13 protein-coding genes are annotated in these 21,335 nt (G+C 71.3%); 3 read left to right on the forward strand and 10 right to left on the reverse strand.

Features of this window, described 5'->3' with window-relative positions; all coding sequences use genetic code 11:
* Window positions 1–6: 6 nt before the first annotated feature.
* From ACZ7G3_RS07720 to ACZ7G3_RS07730, 3 genes are all read right to left on the reverse strand, one after another.
* Window positions 7–4,947, reverse strand: coding sequence for an NAD-glutamate dehydrogenase (locus ACZ7G3_RS07720; protein ID WP_470923942.1), 4,941 nt, complete (start codon window positions 4,945–4,947; stop codon window positions 7–9).
* A gap of 833 nt (window positions 4,948–5,780) precedes the next feature.
* Window positions 5,781–6,452: an HAD family hydrolase gene (locus tag ACZ7G3_RS07725; protein ID WP_426601942.1), complete on the reverse strand. Its 672-nt coding sequence runs from the start codon at window positions 6,450–6,452 to the stop codon at window positions 5,781–5,783.
* A 58-nt stretch (window positions 6,453–6,510) separates the two neighbouring features.
* Window positions 6,511–7,029 carry a DUF6912 family protein gene (locus ACZ7G3_RS07730; RefSeq protein ID WP_426601941.1) on the reverse strand — a complete coding sequence of 173 codons (519 nt, stop codon included), beginning with the start codon at window positions 7,027–7,029 and terminating at the stop codon, window positions 6,511–6,513.
* A 590-nt stretch (window positions 7,030–7,619) separates the two neighbouring features.
* On the opposite strand from ACZ7G3_RS07730, the gene ACZ7G3_RS07735 reads away from it, so the two are divergent.
* Complete coding sequence (locus tag ACZ7G3_RS07735) at window positions 7,620–8,258, forward strand: Rv3235 family protein (RefSeq protein ID WP_470924002.1); 639 nt, start codon at window positions 7,620–7,622, stop codon at window positions 8,256–8,258.
* Between the two features lie 146 nt (window positions 8,259–8,404).
* Here ACZ7G3_RS07735 and secA read toward each other — a convergent pair whose 3' ends face one another.
* Window positions 8,405–11,251, reverse strand: coding sequence for a preprotein translocase subunit SecA (secA, locus tag ACZ7G3_RS07740; protein WP_470923944.1), 2,847 nt, complete (start codon window positions 11,249–11,251; stop codon window positions 8,405–8,407).
* 277 nt (window positions 11,252–11,528) lie between these two features.
* Between secA and ACZ7G3_RS07745 the strand changes: the two genes are divergently transcribed.
* Window positions 11,529–12,095, forward strand: coding sequence for a GNAT family N-acetyltransferase (locus ACZ7G3_RS07745; protein ID WP_426601938.1), 567 nt, complete (start codon window positions 11,529–11,531; stop codon window positions 12,093–12,095).
* 192 nt (window positions 12,096–12,287) lie between these two features.
* Complete coding sequence (locus tag ACZ7G3_RS07750) at window positions 12,288–13,490, forward strand: winged helix-turn-helix domain-containing protein (RefSeq protein WP_470923946.1); 1,203 nt, start codon at window positions 12,288–12,290, stop codon at window positions 13,488–13,490.
* Window positions 13,491–13,587: 97 nt separating this feature from the next.
* On the opposite strand, the gene ACZ7G3_RS07755 is transcribed toward ACZ7G3_RS07750, so the two are convergent.
* The 6 genes from ACZ7G3_RS07755 to mtrA all read right to left on the reverse strand — a co-directional run bounded on the left by ACZ7G3_RS07755 (window position 13,588) and on the right by mtrA (window position 21,333).
* The gene (locus ACZ7G3_RS07755; RefSeq protein WP_426516556.1) at window positions 13,588–14,346 is read right to left on the reverse strand and encodes a response regulator; all 759 of its coding nucleotides are present in this window, start codon (window positions 14,344–14,346) and stop codon (window positions 13,588–13,590) included.
* 237 nt (window positions 14,347–14,583) lie between these two features.
* Entirely contained in the window at window positions 14,584–15,276 is a 693-nt protein-coding gene (gene hpf / locus ACZ7G3_RS07760; protein WP_426601936.1) for a ribosome hibernation-promoting factor, HPF/YfiA family, read from the reverse strand.
* A 313-nt stretch (window positions 15,277–15,589) separates the two neighbouring features.
* The gene (locus tag ACZ7G3_RS07765) at window positions 15,590–16,507 is read right to left on the reverse strand and encodes a ComF family protein (RefSeq protein WP_470923949.1); all 918 of its coding nucleotides are present in this window, start codon (window positions 16,505–16,507) and stop codon (window positions 15,590–15,592) included.
* Window positions 16,508–16,699: 192 nt separating this feature from the next.
* On the reverse strand, window positions 16,700–18,541 hold the full coding sequence (locus ACZ7G3_RS07770) for an LpqB family beta-propeller domain-containing protein (RefSeq protein ID WP_470923951.1): 1,842 nt from the start codon (window positions 18,539–18,541) through the stop codon (window positions 16,700–16,702).
* The gene (gene mtrB / locus ACZ7G3_RS07775) at window positions 18,531–20,642 is read right to left on the reverse strand and encodes an MtrAB system histidine kinase MtrB (protein WP_470923953.1); all 2,112 of its coding nucleotides are present in this window, start codon (window positions 20,640–20,642) and stop codon (window positions 18,531–18,533) included. Before mtrB ends, ACZ7G3_RS07770 begins: the two co-directional genes overlap by 11 nt.
* Before the next feature lies 1 nt (window position 20,643).
* Window positions 20,644–21,333 carry a two-component system response regulator MtrA gene (gene mtrA, locus ACZ7G3_RS07780; RefSeq protein WP_193776289.1) on the reverse strand — a complete coding sequence of 230 codons (690 nt, stop codon included), beginning with the start codon at window positions 21,331–21,333 and terminating at the stop codon, window positions 20,644–20,646.
* Window positions 21,334–21,335: the final 2 nt, after the last annotated feature.

The raw sequence follows: 21,335 nt of genomic DNA on the forward strand, positions 1-21,335 counted from the left end.
CAGCCGTCACGCATGCGTGCGCAGCAGCGTCCGCATAGTCCGCATCGCCACCGACAGGTTGGCCAGGTCGAAGGCGTCCGAACCGCGGATCTCCTCCAGCGTGGTGCGGGCCCGGCCGAGGATCGCCGCGTTCTTCTGCTCCCACGCCTTGAACCGCTGCTCGGGCGTCGACGTGCCGTTGCCCGCCGCCAGGACGTCGGCGGTGAGCGACGCGTGCGCCGCGTACAGGTCCTCGCGGATCGCCGCACGGGCCATGGACTGCCAGCGGTCGGTGCGGGGCAGGTCGCTGATCCGGTCCATCAGCTGGGTGACGCTGAGCCGGTCGGCGAGGTCGTAGTACACCTCGGCGACGTCCAGCGGCTCCTTGCCCATGCGGTCGGCCACCGACACGATGTCCAGCGTCGGGAAGGCCGACGAGAACCCGGCCACCCGCGTGGCCGGCTCGTCCGGGACACCGGCGGCGGTCAGCTCGTCGTAGATGTGCTGGTACCACTCCGCGTCCGCGCCGCGCAGCAGCTTGGGCAGCTGCGACCAGACCTGCTCGACGCGCTCGGCGAAGAAGTCGACGGTCTCGGCGAGCTCCAGCGGCTGCGGCCGGTTGTTGAGCAGCCAGCGCGTACCGCGCTCGACCAGGCGCCGCGAGTGCAGCCGGATGCGGGTCTGCACGGCGGCCTCGACCTTGGTGTCCAGGGCCTCCACCGCGTCCCACACCGGTGCGGCACGGAAGATCGCCCGGGCCGCGGTCTGCGCCCGCACGATCTCCTCCAGCGACGCGCCGGTCTCCTCGCGCATCCGGTGCAGATACGTCGTACCGCCCGTGTTGACCGTGTCGTTGACCAGGACGGTCGTCGTGATCTCGCGGCGCAGCGGGTGGCCGTCGATCCGGTCCAGGAACTGCTCGCGCAGCGCCGTCGGGAAGTAGGCGTGCAGCAGGCCCTTGAGGTACGGGTCGTCGGGCAGCGAGGTGTGCAGCAGCTCCTCGGCGACCGTGATCTTCGTGTACGCCAGCAGCACGGCGGTCTCCGGGCCGGTCAGGCCCTGCCCGGTGCCGAGGCGCTCGCGGATCTGGCGGTCGGTGGGCAGGAACTCCAGGGCCCGGTTGAGGTGCCCCTCCCGGACCAGGTGGCGCATGAAGCGCTGCTGGGCGTGGAGCATGTCCTTGGACTGGGCCAGCGCGTTGGCGATCGCGGTGTTCTGCGCGTAGTTGTTGCGCAGGACGAGCGCGCCGACCTCGTCGGTCATCTCGGCGAGCAGCTTGTTGCGCTGCTTGACGGTCATGTCGCCGTCCTTGACGAGACCGTTGAGCAGGATCTTGATGTTCACCTCGTGGTCGGAGGTGTCCACGCCCGCGCTGTTGTCGATGGCGTCGGTGTTGACCCGGCCGCCGTGCGTGGCGATCTCGATCCGGCCGAGCTGGGTCAGGCCCAGGTTGCCGCCCTCGCCGACGACCCGGGCCCGCAGGTCCTTGCCGTCGACGCGGATGGCGTCGTTGGCCTTGTCGCCGACGTCGCCGTTGGACTCGGTGGACGCCTTGACGTACGTACCGATGCCGCCGTTCCACAGCAGGTCCACCGGGGAGGTGAGGATGGCCTTCATCAGCTCGGCCGGGGTCATCTTGGTGACGCCGGGCTCGATGCCGAGGGCCTCGCGCATGTGGGCGTTGACGGGGATCGACTTGGCCGAGCGCGGGAAGACGCCGCCGCCGGCCGAGAGCAGCGCGGTGTCGTAGTCCGCCCAGGACGAGCGCGGCAGCTCGAACAGGCGGCGGCGCTCGGCGTACGAGGTGGCCGCGTCCGGGTTGGGGTCGACGACGATGTGCCGGTGGTCGAAGGCGGCGACCAGGCGGATGTGCTCGCTGAGCAGCATGCCGTTGCCGAACACGTCACCGGACATGTCGCCGATGCCGACGACGGTGAAGTCCTGGGTCTGGGTGTCCACGCCCAGCTCCCGGAAGTGCCGTTTGACGGACTCCCAGGCGCCGCGGGCGGTGATGCCCATGCCCTTGTGGTCGTAGCCCGCCGAGCCGCCGGAGGCGAAGGCGTCGCCGAGCCAGAAGTTGTAGGACTCGGCGACCTCGTTGGCGATGTCCGAGAACTTCGCGGTGCCCTTGTCGGCGGCGACGACGAGGTAGGTGTCGTCCTCGTCGTGGCGGACGACGTCCGCGGGGTGCACGACCTCGCCGGCCACCATGTTGTCGGTGATGTCGAGCAGCGCCGAGATGAAGGTGCGGTAGCTGGCGATGCCCTCGGCCATCCAGGCGTCGCGGTCGGTGTTCGGGTCGGGCAGCTGCTTGGCGACGAAGCCGCCCTTGGCGCCGACCGGCACGATGACGGTGTTCTTCACCATCTGCGCCTTGACCAGGCCGAGGATCTCGGTACGGAAGTCCTCCCGCCGGTCCGACCAGCGCAGACCGCCGCGGGCGACCTTGCCGAAGCGCAGGTGCACGCCCTCGACGCGCGGCGAGTACACCCAGATCTCGAACGCCGGGCGCGGCGCGGGCAGGTCGGGGATGGCCTGCGGGTCGAACTTCATGGAGACGTAGTCGTGCGGCTCGCCGTCGCTCGTCTTCTGGAAGAAGTTGGTCCGCAGCGTCGCCTTGATGACGGTGAGGAAGGACCGCAGGATCCGGTCCTCGTCGAGGCTCGCGACCTGGTCGAGGGCCGCGTCGACCTCTTCGAGCAGGGCGTCGACGATCTCGCGCCCGGCGCGCTGCCGCTCCGGCGCCATCCGCGCCTCGAAGAGGGAGACGAGCAGCCGCGTGGTGTGGACGTTGTTGCGGAGGGTGTCCTCCATGTAGTCCTGGCTGAACGTCGAGCCGGCCTGCCGCAGGTACTTGGCGTACGCGCGCAGCACCATCGCCTGCCGCCAGGTCAGCCCGGCGCTGAGGACGAGGGCGTTGAAGCCGTCGTTCTCCGCCTGGCCGGTCCAGGTGGCGGCGAAGGCGTCCTGCACGCGCTCGCGCGCGTCGTCGCCGAGGTAGTCGGCGCCGCCCGCCACCGACTTGGGCATGCGCAGCCCGAAGTCGTAGATCCAGGCGGTCGTGCGGTCCGAGCAGCGCAGCTCGTACGGCCGCTCGTCGGTGACCTCGACGCCGAGCCGGCTGAGCACCGGGAGGACGGCCGACAGGGAGACCTGGCCGCCCTTCTGGTAGATCTTGAAACGCCGCTCCTCGGGCGCGGCACCGACCGGCTCGTACAGGCTCAGCGCGAACGTCCGGTCCTCGTCGAGCCGCTCCAGGTGACCGAGGTCGGCGACCGCGGAGCGCGGGCCGTGGTCGGCCTTGTAGCCCTCGGGGAAGGCACTTCCGTACTGGCGCAGCAGCTCGGCGGACCGCTCCTCGCCGACCTCGGCGGTCAGCGCCTCGGCGAACCCGTCGGCCCAGGAGCGGGCGGCCTCGACGAGGCGGGCCTCGATGCGCTCCTTGTCGGCGTCGGACAGCTGCGGCAGCTCGGTGCCCTGCGGGACGCGGACCACGAAGTGCAGCCGGGACAGGATCGACTCGGTGTTCCAGGCGGTGAAGTCGACGCTGGTGCCGCCGAGCTCCTCCTTGAGGATGTCGATGATCCGCAGCCGGACCCCGGTGGTGTAGCGGTCGCGGGGAAGGTAGACGAGGGCCGAGTAGTAGCGCCCGTACTCGTCCTGGCGCAGGTAGAGGCGCAGGCGGCGCCGCTCCTGGAGATAGAGAACGGAGGTGACGATGGCCTGCAGCTCGTCCGGCGGGGTCTGGAACAGCTCGTCGCGCGGGTACGTCTCCAGGATCTGCAGCAGGTCCCGCCCGTCGTGGCTGTGCGGCGAGAAACCGGCCCGCTCCAGCACTTCCTCCACCTTGCGCCGGATCACCGGGACCCGGCGGACGGACTCCGTGTAGGCGGCGGAGGAGAACAGGCCGAGGAAGCGGCGCTCGCCGACCACGTTGCCCTGCTCGTCGAACTTCTTGACGCCGATGTAGTCCAGGTACGACGGCCGGTGCACGGTGGCCCGGCTGTTGGCCTTGGTCAGCACCAGCAGCCGGTGCTCGCGGGCCTTGGCCCTGGCGTCGGCGGGCAGCCGCTCGAAGGACGGGCTGACCGGGTGGCTCTCGTCGGCCGCGTGGTGCGGGTCGGAGCGCAGGATGCCGAGGCCGGTGCCGGCGACGGCGGCGAGGGAGTCGTCACCGCGCAGCTGGTACTCGCGGTAGCCGAGGAACGTGAAGTGGTCGTCGGCCAGCCAGCGCAGCAGCTCACGGGCCTCCTCCAGCTCCCGCGGGGGAAGGTCGCCGGGGGCGGGCTCCGTCGGCAGCTGCTCCGCGATGCGGACGGCCGCGTCGCGCATCTTGCCCCAGTCCTCGACGGTCTCGCGGACGTCGTTCAGGACGCGGAGCAGGTCGGCGGTGATCTGCTTGAGGTCGCCGCGGTCGGTCTCGCGGTCGAACTCCACGTGGATCCAGGACTCGACGTGCGCGTCGTGCGGCAGGTCGTCGGTGGGCGGACCGGCGAGCACCTCGACCAGCTTGCCGGTGACGTCGCGCCGCACCACGATCTGCGGGTGGACGACGACGTGGATGCCGCGGCCCTGCCGGGTCAGTTCGTTGGTCACGGAGTCGACGAGGAAGGGCATGTCGTCGGTGACCACCTCGACGACGGAGTGGCTGCACGTCCAGCCGTTCTCCTCGACCGTCGGGGTGTGCACCCGCACGTTCGCCGTGCCCTGCGGGCGGTTCTCGGCCAGCCGGTAGTGCGAGAAGGCGGCTCCGAAGACGTCGACCGGGTCGCGGTCGGCCAGGTCCTCCGGGGCGGTATGCCGGTAGTAGCGCTGGAGGAACGCGAACACCGATGCGTGGTCCGGGGTGCCCGGGGTGCTCCCGTCCGTCGTCCCGGTCGGTAGGTGCCCCCCGACCGGGCTGTTCTCAGCTACCCGCGCAGCCCTTTCGAGCAGCTCGGCCTTGGCTTCGTCCAGCTTGGTCTGCATTGTCCTCTGACTCCTGTCGCGCGCCGTTGCGTGACGTAGAAGGAAGTACGGTCTCCTGCCTTCCGGCATGACGTCGAGACGCGGGGTGTCCGGTCTGTTCCGACGCTATGCCGCAAGGCGCGAAGAGCGGGGGCATATCAGCCAATGTCGCCGCGTCCGCCGGGTGTGACGTCGCTCTCGTCGCCACCGCCCGGGGGATGCGCGGCGCCGTACCGGGGGCCTTCGATGCCCCGTCCCGCCCGCGAAGACCAGCGACCGCCGCCCGGACACGGATGTCGTCCGTGCGCACCGGGCGCGGGGCGGGGGCACCAGTGCCCCCGCGAGCTATCGCGCTGATCACGCCACAAGGCTATCGCTCCTCGCGGGGCCCCCGTCACGAGCCGCATGTGTACAAAACCAGGGCCGAGACTTTGACGTTTTGCACAGAACCACTCCCCCGGCAGCGGCCGGTCGCTCCTCCCCCGGTGCGGTGCCTGAACGGCCTGGTGGGTACCCGCGGGCCGGCGTGGAGCCGGCACGGGGGTCCGGCGGGCGGGGCGGGCGGGGCGGGGCGGGGCGGGGCGGGGCGGGCGGCGACACCCCACCACGCCGGACTGCCCGCCCAAACGGGCGGCGCAGGACCACCATCGCTCCCACACCGCCACAGAGGCACCACACGCGCCCTCTCCGACGCGGAGGCACCGTCGCTCACACTCCGACGCAGAGGCACCACACGCGCCCACTCCGGCGCAGGGCCACCATCACTCCCACACGGCCGCAGAGCCGCCACGTGAGCCCACTCCGCCGCACAGCCACCACACGAGCCCACGGCGCCTGCACAGCCGGCGGCAGCCTTACGCCGCCAGCCGCTCGGCCTCCGCCACCGCCTCCCCCAAGGTGTCCACCACGGGCACTCCGACCCCCTCAAGGCTGGCGCGGCTGTGCGACCCCCCGGTGTACAGCACCGCCTCCGCTCCCACGTGCCGCGCGGCCACCGCGTCATCCGCGGCGTCCCCGATCACCACGGTGCGGGCGGGCTCCACCCCGGCCTGCGCCAGCTCCGCGAGATGCCGGACCATGTGCTCGGCCTTGCTGCCCCCGGAGGGCCCGGTCCGCCCGTCGACCCGTATGAAGTGCGCCTCGATCCCGAACCCCTTGACCAGCGGCACCAGCTCGTCATGGCCGTACATGCTGAGGATCGACTGGCTGCGCCCCGCCGACCGCCAGCCCGCGAGCAGCTCCGCCACGCCCTCGGCGAGCCCGCACCGCACCCGGTGCTCGGTGTAGTGGCGGTGGAAGGTCGCGTCCATGACCTCCCACTCGGCGTCGGTGGGCAGCCGCCCCATCAGCCGCTCGTAGAACTTGGGCACCGGCACGCAGTACAGCGCCCGGTACTGCTCCAGTGTGATCGACGCCAGCCCCAGCTCGGCGAAGGCGGCGTTCGTCGCCCCGATGATCGCGTCATTGTCGTGGAACAGCGTCCCGTTCCAGTCCCAGACGATGTGCGCGCCTGTCTGCATCCCCATGCCCAAGAACGTACCCGCCGCCACTGACAGCCAAGACGGGGACCGCGACGGCGGTACGTCAGTGACCGGCCCCCACCAGGCTCGGGATCTCCTGCGTCGCGTACCACAGCAGCTCGTGGTCCTCCGCCCCGTCCACGACGAACCGGGCGTCGTCGTCCCCGCCGTCCGCCGCGGCGAGGGCCTCGGCCGCCGCGGTCACGTCCGCCTCCGCGTCGGCGGAGTCGACGTGCACGGAGGCCACCTCGGCCAGCCGCAGGGGCTCGGCGAGCAGCACCTCGCCCAGCGCCGCCGGGTCCTCGCGCCCGCGGTCCGGGGCGGCCGAGGCCGCGCCGTCGGCCACGTCGGCGGCGACCACGACCCGGCGCCGCTCCGCGTCCGCGTCGGCCGCCAGCCGTCGCAGCGAGGCCAGCGCGGCCCGGTTCAGGGCGGCGTACTCCAGCTCCTCGACATCGTCCGAGCGGTACCACTCACGCAGCGCCGGGGTGACGGCGTAGGCGACGAGCGGACCGGACCCCAGCTTTCCCGTCCTGTGCGCCTCGGCGAGGCCGGCGAGGGTCAGGGGGACGTAGACGCGCATGAGACTTCCGCTTTCGTGTCGGGAGGTGTCGGGAGCTCCACCGAAGACCTCGGGTGGCCTGGGGTGATGTGGGGCGATGTGGGGTGCCGGGTCGGCCTGGACGAGCCTTCAGGATACGTGCGGGTGTCCCCTTTCGGGTCCCCGCCCGGGGCGTCCGACGCGTCCACCCCGGGTCCGGAACTCACCCGGTGCAGCCGCTCCGTCCCGGGCTCGCCGACCGCCCTGGTCACTCTGATAGGTGAACCTCCCGACCCCCTCGGCCCGGCCGCCCTCCTCCTTGCCGTCCTCCCGCACCAACCCGTACAAGATCCCCGATCACGAAGTTACTGCCCGGTATCACCCGGGCCGCCGAACGGGGAGCCCCCATGCGCAAGGTCATGACCCGGACCCAGCTCCGCCCGAGCAGCACACCCCTGCACACCCCGGACGGCTCGCTCGTCCCCACCCCTGCCCGCACGCCCGGCGACGCTCCCACGTCCCGCCCGCCGGCCGCAGCACCACCGGCCACCCCGGCCGGCACCCCACCCCGCACACCCGCAGGCGTCCCACCCCGCACAGCCGGCGACACCCAGCCCCGCGCAGCCGGCGGCATGCCGCCCCGCAGGCCCGGTGGAAGCGTCGTGCGGGCCGCGGCGCCCGGTGGCCGGCCGCCCGGCTCGCCGGGCAGGGCCTCTCGGGCCCGTACGAGGCCGACGGACACCCGTCCGCCCACGAGCGGCCCTGGCAGGCCCGCCAGGACGGCTTCCCGCACGGCGACGGATGCCTCCCTGACCGGCTCCGCCGTACCCGCCGCACCCGCCGCACCCGCCGCACCCGCCGTGCACAGGACCGCGCCGGCTCCCACAACGCCTCCCGTCCCCGCCCGGCCCCCTCGCCTGCCCGTCCCGCAGCTCCGCCCCACCGACCGTTTCGCCGAGCTCCTCCTCAACGTCCTGAGCGGCCGGCGCCCCGTCCACTCGATGCTCCGGCACACCGCCGGGCGTGCCTACGACGAACTGGCCCACCTCGCCGAACGCGGCCCCCTGCGCACCCGCGGCACCCTGCCCGTCGTCCGCGACATCGGCTACTTCGAGCCCCGGCCGGGCGCCCTGGAGGTCTTCGCCCGCATCGGCGCGGGTGACCAGCTGCGCGCCATGGCCTTCCGGCTGGAGCGGGGCGGGGACCTGCGCTGGCGTTGCACGGCGGTGGAGCTGGGCGGCCCCCGCCGCCCGCAGACGGACGACGACTGATCCCCGCGCCGGCCGACACCGCCGAAGACCGGTGCCGGCCGGCGGGCAGGCCGAAGGGCCGGGCACCCGCGGGTGCCCGGCCCTTCCCACCGCTACGGCGCCCACCGGCACCGCACCGTCACTCCTGTGCTGTCACTCCAGGGCCGTCACTTCTTGCGGCGTCGTCCGCCCTTGGCCTGCTTGCGGCGCTCCGCGCGCGTGAGCCCGTCGGACTGGACCTGCGCGGGCTCGCCGTCGGTGGTGAACTCGCCCTCGACGACACCGCCCTCGCCGTCCACGGTCGGCGCGGAGAAGTGCAGGTCCCTGCGCTGCGGGGCGTCGAGCCCCTTGGCGCGGATCTCCGGACGGGTACCCGCCTGGGCCGGAACCGTGTCCTGCGGGCCCTTCTCCAGCGACGGCGCCTTGTCCTCGACCGGGACCTCCTCGACCTGCTGCTCGACCTGGACCTCCAGGTTGAACAGGTAGCCGACGGACTCCTCCTTGATGCCGTCCATCATGGCCTGGAACATGTCGAAGCCCTCGCGCTGGTACTCGACCAGCGGGTCCTTCTGCGCCATCGCGCGCAGGCCGATGCCCTCCTGGAGGTAGTCCATCTCGTAGAGGTGCTCGCGCCACTTGCGGTCCAGGACCGAGAGCACGACCCGGCGCTCCAGCTCACGCATGATCTCCGAGCCGAGCTGCGCCTCACGCGCCTCGTACTGCTCCCGGACGTCGTCCTTGATGGACTCCGCGATGAAGTCGGCGGTCAGCCCGGCCCGGTCGCCGGCCGCCTCCTCCAGCTCCTCGACGGTGACCTTCACCGGGTAGAGCTGCTTGAAGGCGCCCCACAGGCGGTCGAGGTCCCAGTCCTCCGGGAAGCCCTCGGCGGTCTCGGCCTGCACGTACGCGTCGATCGTGTCGTTCGTGAAGTGCTGGATCTGCTCCTGCAGGTCCTCGCCCTCCAGCACGCGGCGCCGCTCGCCGTAGATGACCTCGCGCTGCCGGTTGAGGACCTCGTCGTACTTCAGGACGTTCTTACGGGTCTCGAAGTTCTGCGTCTCGACCTGCGACTGGGCGGACGCGATCGCGCGCGTGACCATCTTGTTCTCGATCGGCACGTCGTCCGGGACGTTCGCCATCGACATCACGCGCTCGACCATCTGGGCCTTGAACAGCCGCATCAGGTCGTCGCCCAGGGAGAGGTAGAAACGGGACTCGCCGGGGTCGCCCTGACGGCCGCTGCGGCCGCGCAGCTGGTTGTCGATACGCCGCGACTCGTGCCGCTCGGTGCCCAGCACGTAGAGACCGCCGAGGTTCTTGACCTCCTCGAACTCCGCCTTGACCGCCTGCTCGGCCCGCTCCAGTGCGGCGGGCAGGGCCGCGGCCCACTCCTCGATGTGCTCCTCGGGGTCGAGGCCGCGCTGGCGCAGCTCCGCCTCGGCGAGGTCCTCGGGGTTGCCGCCGAGCTTGATGTCCGTACCACGGCCGGCCATGTTCGTGGCCACCGTCACGGCGCCCTTGCGGCCCGCCTGGGCAACGATCGTCGCCTCACGGTCGTGCTGCTTGGCGTTCAGCACCTCGTGCTGGACACCGCGCTTGCTGAGCTGCTGCGAGAGGTACTCGGACTTCTCGACCGACGTGGTGCCGACGAGGATCGGCTGGCCCTTGCGGTGCTTCTCCTCGATGTCGTCGACGACCGCCTCGAACTTCGCGACCTCGGTGCGGTAGATCAGGTCCGACTGGTCCTTGCGGACCATCGGCCGGTTGGTCGGGATGGGCACCACACCGAGCTTGTAGATCTGGTGGAACTCGGCGGCCTCGGTCATCGCCGTACCCGTCATGCCGGACAGGCCGGGCTGCTCCTTGCCGTTGTGGTCGTGGCGCTTGTAGAGGCGGAAGAAGTTCTGGAGGGTGATCGTGGCGAGCGTCTGGTTCTCGTCCTTGATGTCCACCCCTTCCTTCGCCTCGATCGCCTGGTGCATGCCCTCGTTGTAGCGGCGGCCGGCGAGGATACGGCCGGTGTGCTCGTCGACGATCATGACTTCGCCGTCGAGGACGACGTAGTCCTTGTCCTTCTTGAAGAGTTCCTTGGCCTTGATGGCGTTGTTCAGGTAGCCGACCAGGGGGGTGTTCACCGACTCGTAGAGGTTGTCGATGCCCAGCCAGTCCTCGACCTTGGCGACACCGGACTCGTGGATGGCGACGGTGCGCTTCTTCTCGTCGACCTCGTAGTCGCCGGTCTCCTCGATGCCCTTGAGGGTGTTGCCGGCCTCGCCCTTCTTCAGGCGCGTGACCAGCTTGGCGAAGTCGCCGTACCACTTGGTGGCCTGGTCGGCCGGACCGGAGATGATCAGCGGCGTACGGGCCTCGTCGACGAGGATGGAGTCGACCTCGTCGACGATGGCGAAGTTGTGGCCGCGCTGGACGAGTTCGTCCTTGGACCATGCCATGTTGTCGCGCAGGTAGTCGAAGCCGAACTCGTTGTTCGTGCCGTAGGTGATGTCGCAGCCGTACATCTCGCGGCGCTGGGCCGGCGTCTGGTTGGCGAGGATGCAGCCGACGGTCAGACCGAGGAACTTGTGGACGCGGCCCATCAGCTCGGAGTCGCGCTCGGCCAGGTAGTCGTTGACCGTGACGATGTGCACGCCCTCGCCGGACAGGGCGTTGAGGTAGGCGGGCAGCGTGCCGACGAGGGTCTTGCCCTCACCGGTCTTCATCTCGGCCACGTAGCCCATGTGCAGGGCCGCGCCACCCATCATCTGCACGTCGTAGTGCCGCTGCCCGAGGACGCGCTTGGCAGCCTCCCGGACGGTGGCGAAGGCTTCGGGAAGCAGGTCGTCCAGGCTCTCACCATCGGCGTAGCGCTGCTTGTACTCATCGGTGAGGGCCCGCAGCTCGGCGTCGGAGAGGTCGACGAAGTCCTCTTCGATGGAGTTGACCTGGTCCGCGATGCGGTGCAGCTTGCGCAGGATCTTGCCTTCGCCTGCACGCATGATCTTCGAGAGGACGGACACGGGGGTTGGTCTCCTTGCCGGTCGGGCCTGGGACGGTCGTTTTCCTGTGACGGACTGAGCAACGGCCATCGTATGCGAGGACCCCGTCGCCCCGGGAGGCTGCCGTAACGGGGACCGCGTACTCCTTCATCCAGCTTCCGGTCTGCTGTCATCGGGTTCAACGTCCGGGCACCGCGGATGGTGCCGCGCCCGCCGACGAATTGCGCGAACAGTGACCGCCTGTTCACACACGGCTGAAAGATGGCGTCCGTCGCGGACCACCGCGCAGAATCGGTCGATGGAACCCCTCACGCTCACCACCGACCGCCTCGTCCTGCGCACGGTCGGCCCCCGGGACACCGATTCCGTGTACGCCGCGTGCCAGGATCCGGACATCCAGCGCTGGACCACGATCCCGTCGCCCTACCTTCCCGAGCACGCGCGCGGCTTCACGGAGCAGATGGTCCCCGACGGCTGGGCGAACGCGTCGATGTTCACCTTCGGCCTCTTCCTTCCCACGGGGGACCTCGCGGGGATGCTCGGCGTCACGATGATCTCCCTGGGCGTCGGCGAGATCGGTTTCTGGGGCGCCAAGGAGCACCGCGGGCACGGCTACGTCACCGAGGCCGCCGTCACCGTCGCCCGCTGGGCCTTCACCGACCGGGCGATCGACCGCCTGGAGTGGCGCGCCGAGGTCGGCAACACGGCCTCCCGCGCGGTGGCCCAACGGGCGGGCTTCACCATGGAGGGCACATTGCGCTCCGCGATCAACAACAAGGGCGTGCGCCGCGACTGCTGGATCGGCTCCCTCCTCCCCTCGGACCTCGCCCTCCCGTCGACGGCTCCGTACCTGCCGGCGCCCTAGCCGGCCGCGGGCAGCCGCGCACACCACCGAAGCCGCAGCAGGGCGGCGAAGGCCCCCTGGCCCCTTGGCCCCCATGCCCTCACGCCCCCATGCCCCCATGCCCCCAGTCGATGCGTCCCCCCTTCCCGCGCCCGCACCCCACCCCCGCATTCCCAACCCCGTTGTCAGACCCACCCCTTATCGTGCGGACGTATGACGACCCTCCCGCACCCCGTCACGGAACTGTCCGCAGACGAGGCCCGCCGCCTCGCCCTCCGCGCACAGGGCTTCCTCGGCGCGCCCGACCGCCGCGCGGGCGTCCGGGGCGTCCTCCGTCACCTGGGCGCGGTGCAGCTCGACACCATCTCGGTCCTCGCCCGCTCCCACGAACTCATCCCGTACGCCCGCCTGGGCGCCGTGGGCCGCAGGACGGTCGAGAACGCCTACTGGCACCCTGTTTCCATCGACGCGCCTCCGGCACGACCGCACGCCTTCGAGTACTGGTCCCACGCCGCCTGCATCCTCCCCATCGAGGAATGGCCCCACTTCGCCTTCCGCCGCCGCGCCTACCGCAACCGCCCGCACTGGCACCACCACCTCCCCGACGGCACCTACGACCAGGTCGTCAAGCAGCTCCGCTCCGAGGGCCCCCTCACCGCGACGGACCTGGGCGGCGCGAAGAAGACCAGCGAGTGGTGGGACTGGTCGGGCACGAAGGTCGCCGTCGAGCGCGCCCTCATGTACGGCGAGGTGGTGTGCGTCGAGCGCCGCGGCTGGAAACGGGTGTACGACCTGGCCGAGCGCGCGATCCCGGCCGAGCTGCTCCACGACGAGCTGGACGACGCCGAATGCCTGCGCCGCCTGGTCCGCCTGGCCGGTCAGTCCCTGGGCGTCGGCACGCGCGCGGACATCGCGGACTACCACCGCCTCAAGGGCGAGCAGGTCGACGCCGTGATCGCCGACTCCGGCCTGGTTCCGGTCACGGTGGAGGGCTGGGGAAGGCCGGCCTGGGCGGACCCCGCGGCCCTGGAGACGCCTCCGCGCGGCCGTCACCGCACGACGCTCCTCTCCCCCTTCGACTCCCTGGTCTGGGAGCGTGCGCGTACGGAACGGATCTTCGGCTTCACCCACCGCCTGGAGGCCTACGTGCCCAAGCAGAAGCGGGTGCACGGTTACTTCGCGATGCCGGTCCTGGCCGGCGGCCGGCTCGTCGGCCGCGTGGACCCGGCGCGGGAGGGGCGCACGCTGGTCGCCAAGCAGGTCACGCTGGACGGCCCCAAAGCGGCCCCGGCGGTGGCCCAGGCACTGGTCGAGGCGGCCGGCTGGGTGGACTGCACGGACGTACGCGTGGAACGCGTCGACGCGCCGGACCTGCGCGAGCCCCTCACGCGGGAGCTGGCCCGCCTGCTCGCCTGACCCTCGGCGGCGACGACCGCCGACCGTAGGCCGTGGGCGTCGGTGTCGGCGGTCGGCGGTCGGCGTCGATGTCGGTGTCGGTGTCGGGCGTCGGCCGTCACCGGATCTCGAGGATCTTCTCCCGCATCGCGTACACCACGGCCTCCATCCTGGAGTGCAGCTGCAGTTTCTCCAGGATGTTGCGCACGTGGTTCTTCACCGTGTTCTCGGAAATGAACAGTTCCTTGGCGATGTCGCGGTTGTTCATTCCCGTGGCGACGAGCTTGAGGACCTCCAGCTCGCGATCCGTGAGCCGTGGTGCGGGCACCAGCCGGCGTTCGTCGGTCCGCTGGATCATCGACTTGAACTCGGTGAGCAGTTTCGACGCCATGGACGGACTGATCTGGGACTGCCCGTCGGCCACCGCGCGAATGGCGGTGGCGACCTCGTCCGTCGAGATCTCCTTGAGGAGATAGCCCGTCGCCCCCGCCTTGATCGCGTCGTAGAGGTCGGCCTCCTCGTCGCTGATCGTCAACATGATGATCTTCGCGCTGGGGGCCACCTCCTTGATGGAGGTGCAGGCCTCGATCCCGCCCCGCTTGGGCATCCGCACATCCATGAGGATGATGTCCGGCAGCAGGTCGGCGGCCTTCTCCACGGCCTCCGCGCCGTCACCGGCCTCCCCGACGACCTGGATGTCCTCCTCGGCCGCGAGCACGATCTCCAGACCGCGGCGGAACAGGGCGTGGTCGTCCACGACCAGGACCCTGATCGGCTCCTTGCGCGCAGAGCCCGCGTCCGGGCCCATGCCGGCAGCGCCGTCGTCGACCCCCTGGTCGACGCCCTCGCCCCGCATCGGTCCGAAACTGTCCGCCATCGTTCCTCCCCCTGAAGGCTGTGGCCTGTGGTCCTGAGCCATCGCCAACCCAGAGCAACGACCCACCGGTTGGGCCGTTGCCGCCATGATTCCATGCCCGGCCGACACCGGGGTGACGAGCGGGCCACGAAGGGGTCGCACACCCTCGCGCACCGTCGCACAGCGGTGCCCCTGGGGGCGCACACGCGCTCCAGGGGCACCGCTTCCGCTGTCACCCGGCGTCGTCAGCCACCGAGCTCAGCCACCGAGCGCATCGCCCGCCTCGGGAGAGTGCGCCTGGGTGACCATCGTGTCCGTGGTGAGGTGGATCACGCCGTAGTCGTAGGCGTGCCGCCGGTACACGACGCTGGGCTCCTTGGTCTCGGAGTCGACGAACAGGTAGAAGTCGTGCCCGACCAGCTCCATCTCGTAGAGCGCCTGGTCGAGGCTCATCGGTGCGGCCACGTGGGTCTTCTCGCGGACGACGAGGGGGCCGTCGCCCTGGACCTCGAGCGAGCCGATCTTCTTGGTGGGGACGCCGTCCTGCTTCTCCTGCGGGACGACCTCGCCGCTCCCGTTGAGCGTCGCCGCGCCGGGGACGTGGTCGGCGACCTCGGCTGCCGAGATCCGGCGCGCACCGCGGCGCGAGAAGCGCTTGTCGTGCTGCTTGCGCAGCCGGGCACCGAGCTTCTCCGCCGCCAGGTCGAGCGCCGCGTAGGGGTCGCTCGCCGCTGCCTCCGCCCTGATCACCGGACCGCGGGAGCGGAGCGTGATCTCCACTCGGTCACAGCGGTCGGCCTGCCGGGGGTTCGGCTCCTTGGACACCTCGACGTCGAGGCTGATCACCTTGCCATCGAGCTTCTGGATCTTCTCCAGCTTCAGCTTCTCGGCCACGTGCTTCCGGAACCGCTCGGGCACCTCGGTCTTGCGGCCCTTGACGACGATGTCCACGCAGAACTCCGTTCCCGGATCACTCCGCTCCGACGGCGGAGCATCTCCCTTTTGCACCAGGCTCCGGTCTGTCCCAGAACCTCGGACTCGGTGACTTCCACCTCCTCCCCCGCGGGCGGGATCTCCACTCCACCAGTGCGGGTGATGGCGGTAAAACCCGCAGCACGGCATTCGGATTCGAGAGGTGTGGCCTGCGGCTTTGCCTCTCAACCGAACATATCTCGCCCGGACGGATGTCGTCACCCTCTACCGCGACGTACCTCCGTTCCGGCGAATTGAACCTCTCAATACCTGCAACGAAGCAAGTTCTCAGTCAGTTCCGGTTTATTTCGAAAGAATCTGGTGATGCCGCGACTACTGCCGCGCGGATCGCTTCACGGATCACGCCACCGCCTCCGTTCGGACCCGCCATTCGGGGCCCGGTCTTCCGTTCCTCTCTGCCTTCCCCTGCCATCGACGGATACACAGCCGATTTCGCCGTCCGGTACGTGACCGGCGCCGTCCCCCACTCGGACGCGCCGGGCCTCTCCGCGATCACCCCGGCCCTGCACGCCCCGGCCGTCGCCGCGCGCACGGCACGCGCCGCCTCCGCCAGGGAGGCCCCCGTCGTCATCAGGTCGTCGACGAGGACCACCGGCCCGCCGCCGCACAGCAGCCGTCCGCCGCCGGGGGCCACCGCCAGCGCGCCGGCGAGATTGTCCAGCCGCTGCCGGGCGCCGAGCCCCGACTGGTCGGCCACGGAGTGCCGCTGCCGCAGCACGGCCAGCACCCGGGCGGACGTCCCGGCCCGCCGCAGTTCCCCGGCGGCCGCGAGGGCGATCCGCCGCGCCGGGTCGTGCCCGCGTGTGCGCACCGCCCGTCGCGCGGAGGGCACGGGCACGAGCAGCACCGGCCTCCGCGCACATACGGCCCTCGCCGCACCGGCGCTCGACCGCGCGTCCTGGAGCCCCGCCCGCACCGCGCCCGCCAGAGCGGCGCCGAGCGGTGCCGTGAGGGCCAGTACGCCCCGCTCCTTGTGGGCCAGCAGGACGGCCCGCGCCTCGTCCGCGTACCGGGCGGCCGCGTGCACCACCGGCAGCCCGGGCGGCTCCGGCACGGGCCGCACCCGACGCGGCGCGGCTCCGCTCAGAGCCGCACGGCACCGAGGGCACAGCACCGTGCGAGGCCTGCCGCAGCCTCCGCACTCGGCCGGCAGCACCAGGTCCGTGAGGTCCTGCCACCATCCCCGCATGGCCACCACTGTGCCAACGCCCGCACGACTCGACCAGGCCTGTGGAAAACGCTGGAGTGCTCACGGTGGAAAACTCCGGAAACCGAAAGCCACGCATCACCCACACGAGTGAACGCCCACGTCGGAACAGCCGGACACCTCACCCCGTCCGGACGCTCCCCCCGTCCGGACACCTCCCCCCGTCCGGACGCCTCACCCCGGATAGACCGGCGCCGTCCCTTCCGCCACCTTCTGCCACTGCAGCCCGGACGGCAGCCGCACGATCAGGTTCTCCGAGTGCGCCACCAGCGGCAGCCGCTCGTCCTCGGTCGCGGCGATCTCCTTCACCCCGGTCAGGGCCGCGGGCACCGACGCCTCCGGCGTGGAGCCGTCGACCTGGACGTATCCGATCTGCTGGACGCCCCCGCGCTCGCGCCCGACCACCACGAGCCGGCTGTCACCGGCCCAGGACATGGCCGTGACCTCCTCCAGTTCCGGAGTCGCGGAGCGCGGTTCGACGACGGTGACCGCGGACGGTTCACGGGCGTTCCCGTCCCGTTCGATCCGTCCGATGATCAGCGACCGCTTGCCGTCCTTCTCCACGATGAGCGCGATCCGCACGCCGTCGCCCGCCACCCGCACGGCCTGCACCCGTCCGTCCAGCCCCGGGGTCCGCACCTCCAGCGGCTCGCCCGCGCCCTCCTTCAGGAGCAGCAACCGGGAGTCGGCCGGGTCTCGGTCGGCGATCCACAGGTCGCCCTGCGCGTCCCAGCTGGGCGGCGTCAGCCGGGTCTCCTCCGTCTTGCCCTTGCTGACCAGCACGGGGTCGCCGAGCGAACCACCCGACACCAGCGAGCCGACGTACAGCGCCTTGTTGTCGAGACCGATCGCGGCCGCGCTGTGCTCGTCCCGCGACACCGCCACCGACCGCAGGCCCACCGCGCCCTCGCCCAGCGCTCCGGGGACGGGTTCCGGCCGCGTCCCGTTGCTGCCGGCTGCGATGCGCACCAGACGGTTCTCGTCGCGTATGAAGTACAGGTAGTCGGCCCGCTGGGCGGAGCCGCGCGTGGCGACCGCCTCGGCCCGGTCCTCGGTGAGCGAGCACAGTCGCGTGTCGCCCGAGCGCAGCTCGACCTCGTCCACCACCGGGGTCAGGTGCTGCAGCGAGAAGAGGAGCTGGGCCGCCATCTCGTCGCACCTGTCCGCGCCGACCCGGGCAGCCCTGTCGTTCAGCGGCACCGTCAGCTTGTTGTGCTCGTCGGGTGTCAGCGGGTCGGCTTTCTCCGCCAGCGCGGTACCCGTCGGAAAGCCCGACCTGACCCCGGGGGCGAGCAGCCTCGTCGGCCCGCTGATCAGGGAACGCACCACCTGGGTCATGGGGTCCACGAGCCGGCGCACGTAGACGGGGTCGGCGACGGCCGTCGGCTGCGCGCTCGTACCGGCCCGTGTGGTGGCAGCGGTGTTCGACGCGAAGTAGTACTTGTTGACGGACATGTAGGTGCGCTGGAAGTCCGACTTGCCCATGATGACGCCCTGCGGCAGCGCGTCGATGCGCCATTGCCCGCTCTTCTCGTCCCGGGTGAGGTGCACCGGTTCGCGGTACTGGCCGTCCGTCGGCGCGTACGACTGCTGCGCGTCCACCGTGGCGACCCTGGTGCCGGTCAGCATGACCGAGTAGTCGTCGGCGTCCTCGCGGCTTCCCGAGTGGTCGGACTCGGTGCCCGGGCCACCCGTCAGCACCGTCGTGGACCGCTCCGGCCGCCAGGTCTTCGCCGCCTCGCCCGTCAGGTACTTGCGCGCCGTCTCGTACTGGGGCTCGTTGCTGGTCAGCGCCTCCAGGAAGCCCTGCACGATCTCCGTGGGCGAGTCGTCCTCCCGCGGCGGCATGGCGAACACCCGCACCTGCGGGTCCTGCCGGGGCGTGGACTCCACGCCCCGCAGGTCCCCGCTGTCGGGCATGGACGCACACCCCGCCAGCAGTACGACGCCACAGACGGCGTACGTCACCGCGCGTGCCGGTGTCCGCCGACCACTCCCCTCGCGGTCAGCGCCCACGAGATGCCTCCCCTTGCCTGTTCGAGTCCTCCGGCGCGGCGCCCGGACGGCTCGCCGCCGCTGTGTCCGGCGCGGCGTCCGGACGGCTCGCCGTCACCGCCTCCGGCGCTGGCCCGCCGTCCTGCCTCCGGGCGCCCGACACGGGCCGCGGCACCACCCGCGCGCCGTTGCCGGGCAGTGCCGTCGGATCGGCCGTGGGGGCCTCCGACCGCGGCGGGATCGGGCCCCGCGCGGACACCGCGGGTGCCTGTCCGGCCGGCGCCTGCGCGGGAACGGTGGCCACCCTGTCCGCGCCGTGCCGCGGTCCGGCGTCGTGGGGGCCGTCGTCGCCCAGCCCGCGATTGCGCCGCGAGTCCGTCGGCTCCAGCGGTATCGGTGAGCCCCGCAGCGGCTCGTCCGCGGTCCTGGGCAGCGTCAGCCGGAACTGCGACCCGCCGCCCGGCTCGCCCCAGGCCTGCAGCCAGCCTCCGTGCAGCCGCGCGTCCTCCAGGGCGATCGACAGCCCCAGTCCCGTGCCGCCGGTCGTACGCGCGCGTGCCGGGTCGGCCCGCCAGAAGCGGCTGAAGACGCGAGTGGCCTCCCCCGGTTTGAGGCCGACGCCGTAGTCGCGCACCGCGACGGCGACCGCGCCACCGGCCGCGGCGAGCTTGACGACGACGTCGTTGCCCTCACCGTGCTCGACGGCGTTGACGACGAGGTTGCGCAGTACCCGCTCCACGCGCCGGGCGTCCGCCTCGGCGACGACGGGCTGCTGGTCGCCGACGACGCGTATCCGCGTGCCCTTGCGCTCGGCGAGCGGCTCGGCCCCGCCGACTACCCGCCGTACGACCTCCCTGAGGTCTATCGGCTCCGCCTCCAGTGCCGCCGCGCCCGCGTCGAAACGGCTGATCTCCAGCAGGTCCGCGAGCAGGGTCTCGAACCGGTCCAGCTGGTCGGCGAGCAGTTCGGCCGACCGCGCGGTCACCGGATCGAAGTCCACGCGCGCGTCGTGGATGACGTCGGCGGCCATCCGCACGGTCGTCAGCGGCGTCCGCAGTTCGTGCGACACGTCGGAGACGAACCGCCGCTGCATCCGCGACAGGTCCTCCAGCTGGCTGATCTTCAGCTGCAGGTTCTGCGCCATCTTGTTGAAGGCCTCGCCGAGCCGTGCGATGTCGTCCTCGCCGGTGACCTTCATCCGTTCCTGCAGCCGCCCGGCGGACAGCCGCTCCGCGATGCTCGCCGCCATCCGTACGGGCGTGACGACCTGACGCACCACGAGCCAGGCGATGGCCCCGAGCAGCACCACGACGAAGAGCCCGGCCGTCGCCAGCGTGCCCGTGACCAGGCTGAGCGACTTCTCCTCCTGCGTGAGCGGGAAGAGGTAGTACAGCTGGTACGGCTCACCGTTCGGGTCGTTGACCTGCTTGCCGATGACCAGACCGGGCTGCGAGGCCTCGTCGGAGTCGTAGACGATCCGGGTGTAGCTCTGCGCCGCCGCCGTGCTGCCGTCGATCCGCTCCCGCAGGTCCTCGGGCACGCTGGCCGACCAGTTGACGAAGCCGGAGGCGCGCGGTCCGCGCCCGCTGCCGCTCTCCCCGCCCATGGGGAGCGTGACCACGTCGAAGGCACCCTGACCGCCGCTGGAGAGCGACTTCACCAGTTCACTCATCCACTGGATGACGTTCTGCGGGGGACGGCCGTCCACGGGCACGCCGTCGTCACCGGTCACGCTGGCCGCCTCTTCGGCCTTCTGCTTGGCGACCGCGAACCCACCGGTGGCCTGGCTCTGAGACGCCTTCACCTTCGCGTCCAGCAGCCCGTTGCGGACCTGCCCTATCACCACGAAACCGAGCAACAGCACCACGCCCAGCGACATCAGCAGCGTGGTGACGACGACCTTGAGCTGGATGTTGCGCCGCCACAGCCGCATGACGGGCAGCAGCGGACGGCGCACCCAGCGCATGAACAGACGGAGCACCGGGCTGCCCTGTACCCCGCCGTGCAGCAGCCCGCCCTCCAGCAGGCGGCTCCAGCGGGAGCCGGCGGGCGTGTGGCCGACAGGCCGTCCGGCGCGGGCCCCGGAGCGGCCGGGCGCCGAAGCGGCACTGTCCCTGCTCATGTCAGCTCGGTCCGGCCTTGTAACCGACGCCGCGGACGGTCACCACGATCTCCGGCTTCTCCGGGTCCTTCTCGACCTTGGAGCGCAGCCGCTGCACGTGCACGTTGACCAGCCGGGTGTCGGCCGCGTGCCGGTAGCCCCAGACCTGCTCGAGGAGCACCTCACGCGTGAACACCTGCCACGGCTTGCGGGCCAGCGCCACCAGCAGGTCGAACTCCAGCGGCGTCAGCGCGATCGACTGGCCCTCCCGCTTCACGGAGTGACCGGCCACGTCGATGACCAGGTCGCCTATGGCGAGCTGCTCCGGTGCCGGCTCCTCGGACCTCCTCAGACGCGCCCTGATACGGGCCACCAGCTCCTTCGGCTTGAACGGCTTCACGATGTAGTCGTCGGCACCCGACTCCAGACCCACCACGACGTCGACGGTGTCACTCTTCGCCGTCAGCATCACGATCGGCACACCCGACTCCGCCCTGATCAGGCGGCACACCTCGATGCCGTCCCGACCGGGCAGCATCAGGTCGAGCAGCACCAGGTCCGGCTTGGTCTCCCGGAAGGCGGCCAGCGCCTTGTCGCCGTCGGCTACGAACGATGGCTCAAAACCCTCACCACGCAGCACAATGCCGAGCATCTCGGCCAGTGCGGTGTCGTCGTCGACGACAAGGACTCGTCCCTTCATAAACGACATCATCC

This window comes from Streptomyces sp. NPDC037271 (assembly GCF_055603605.1).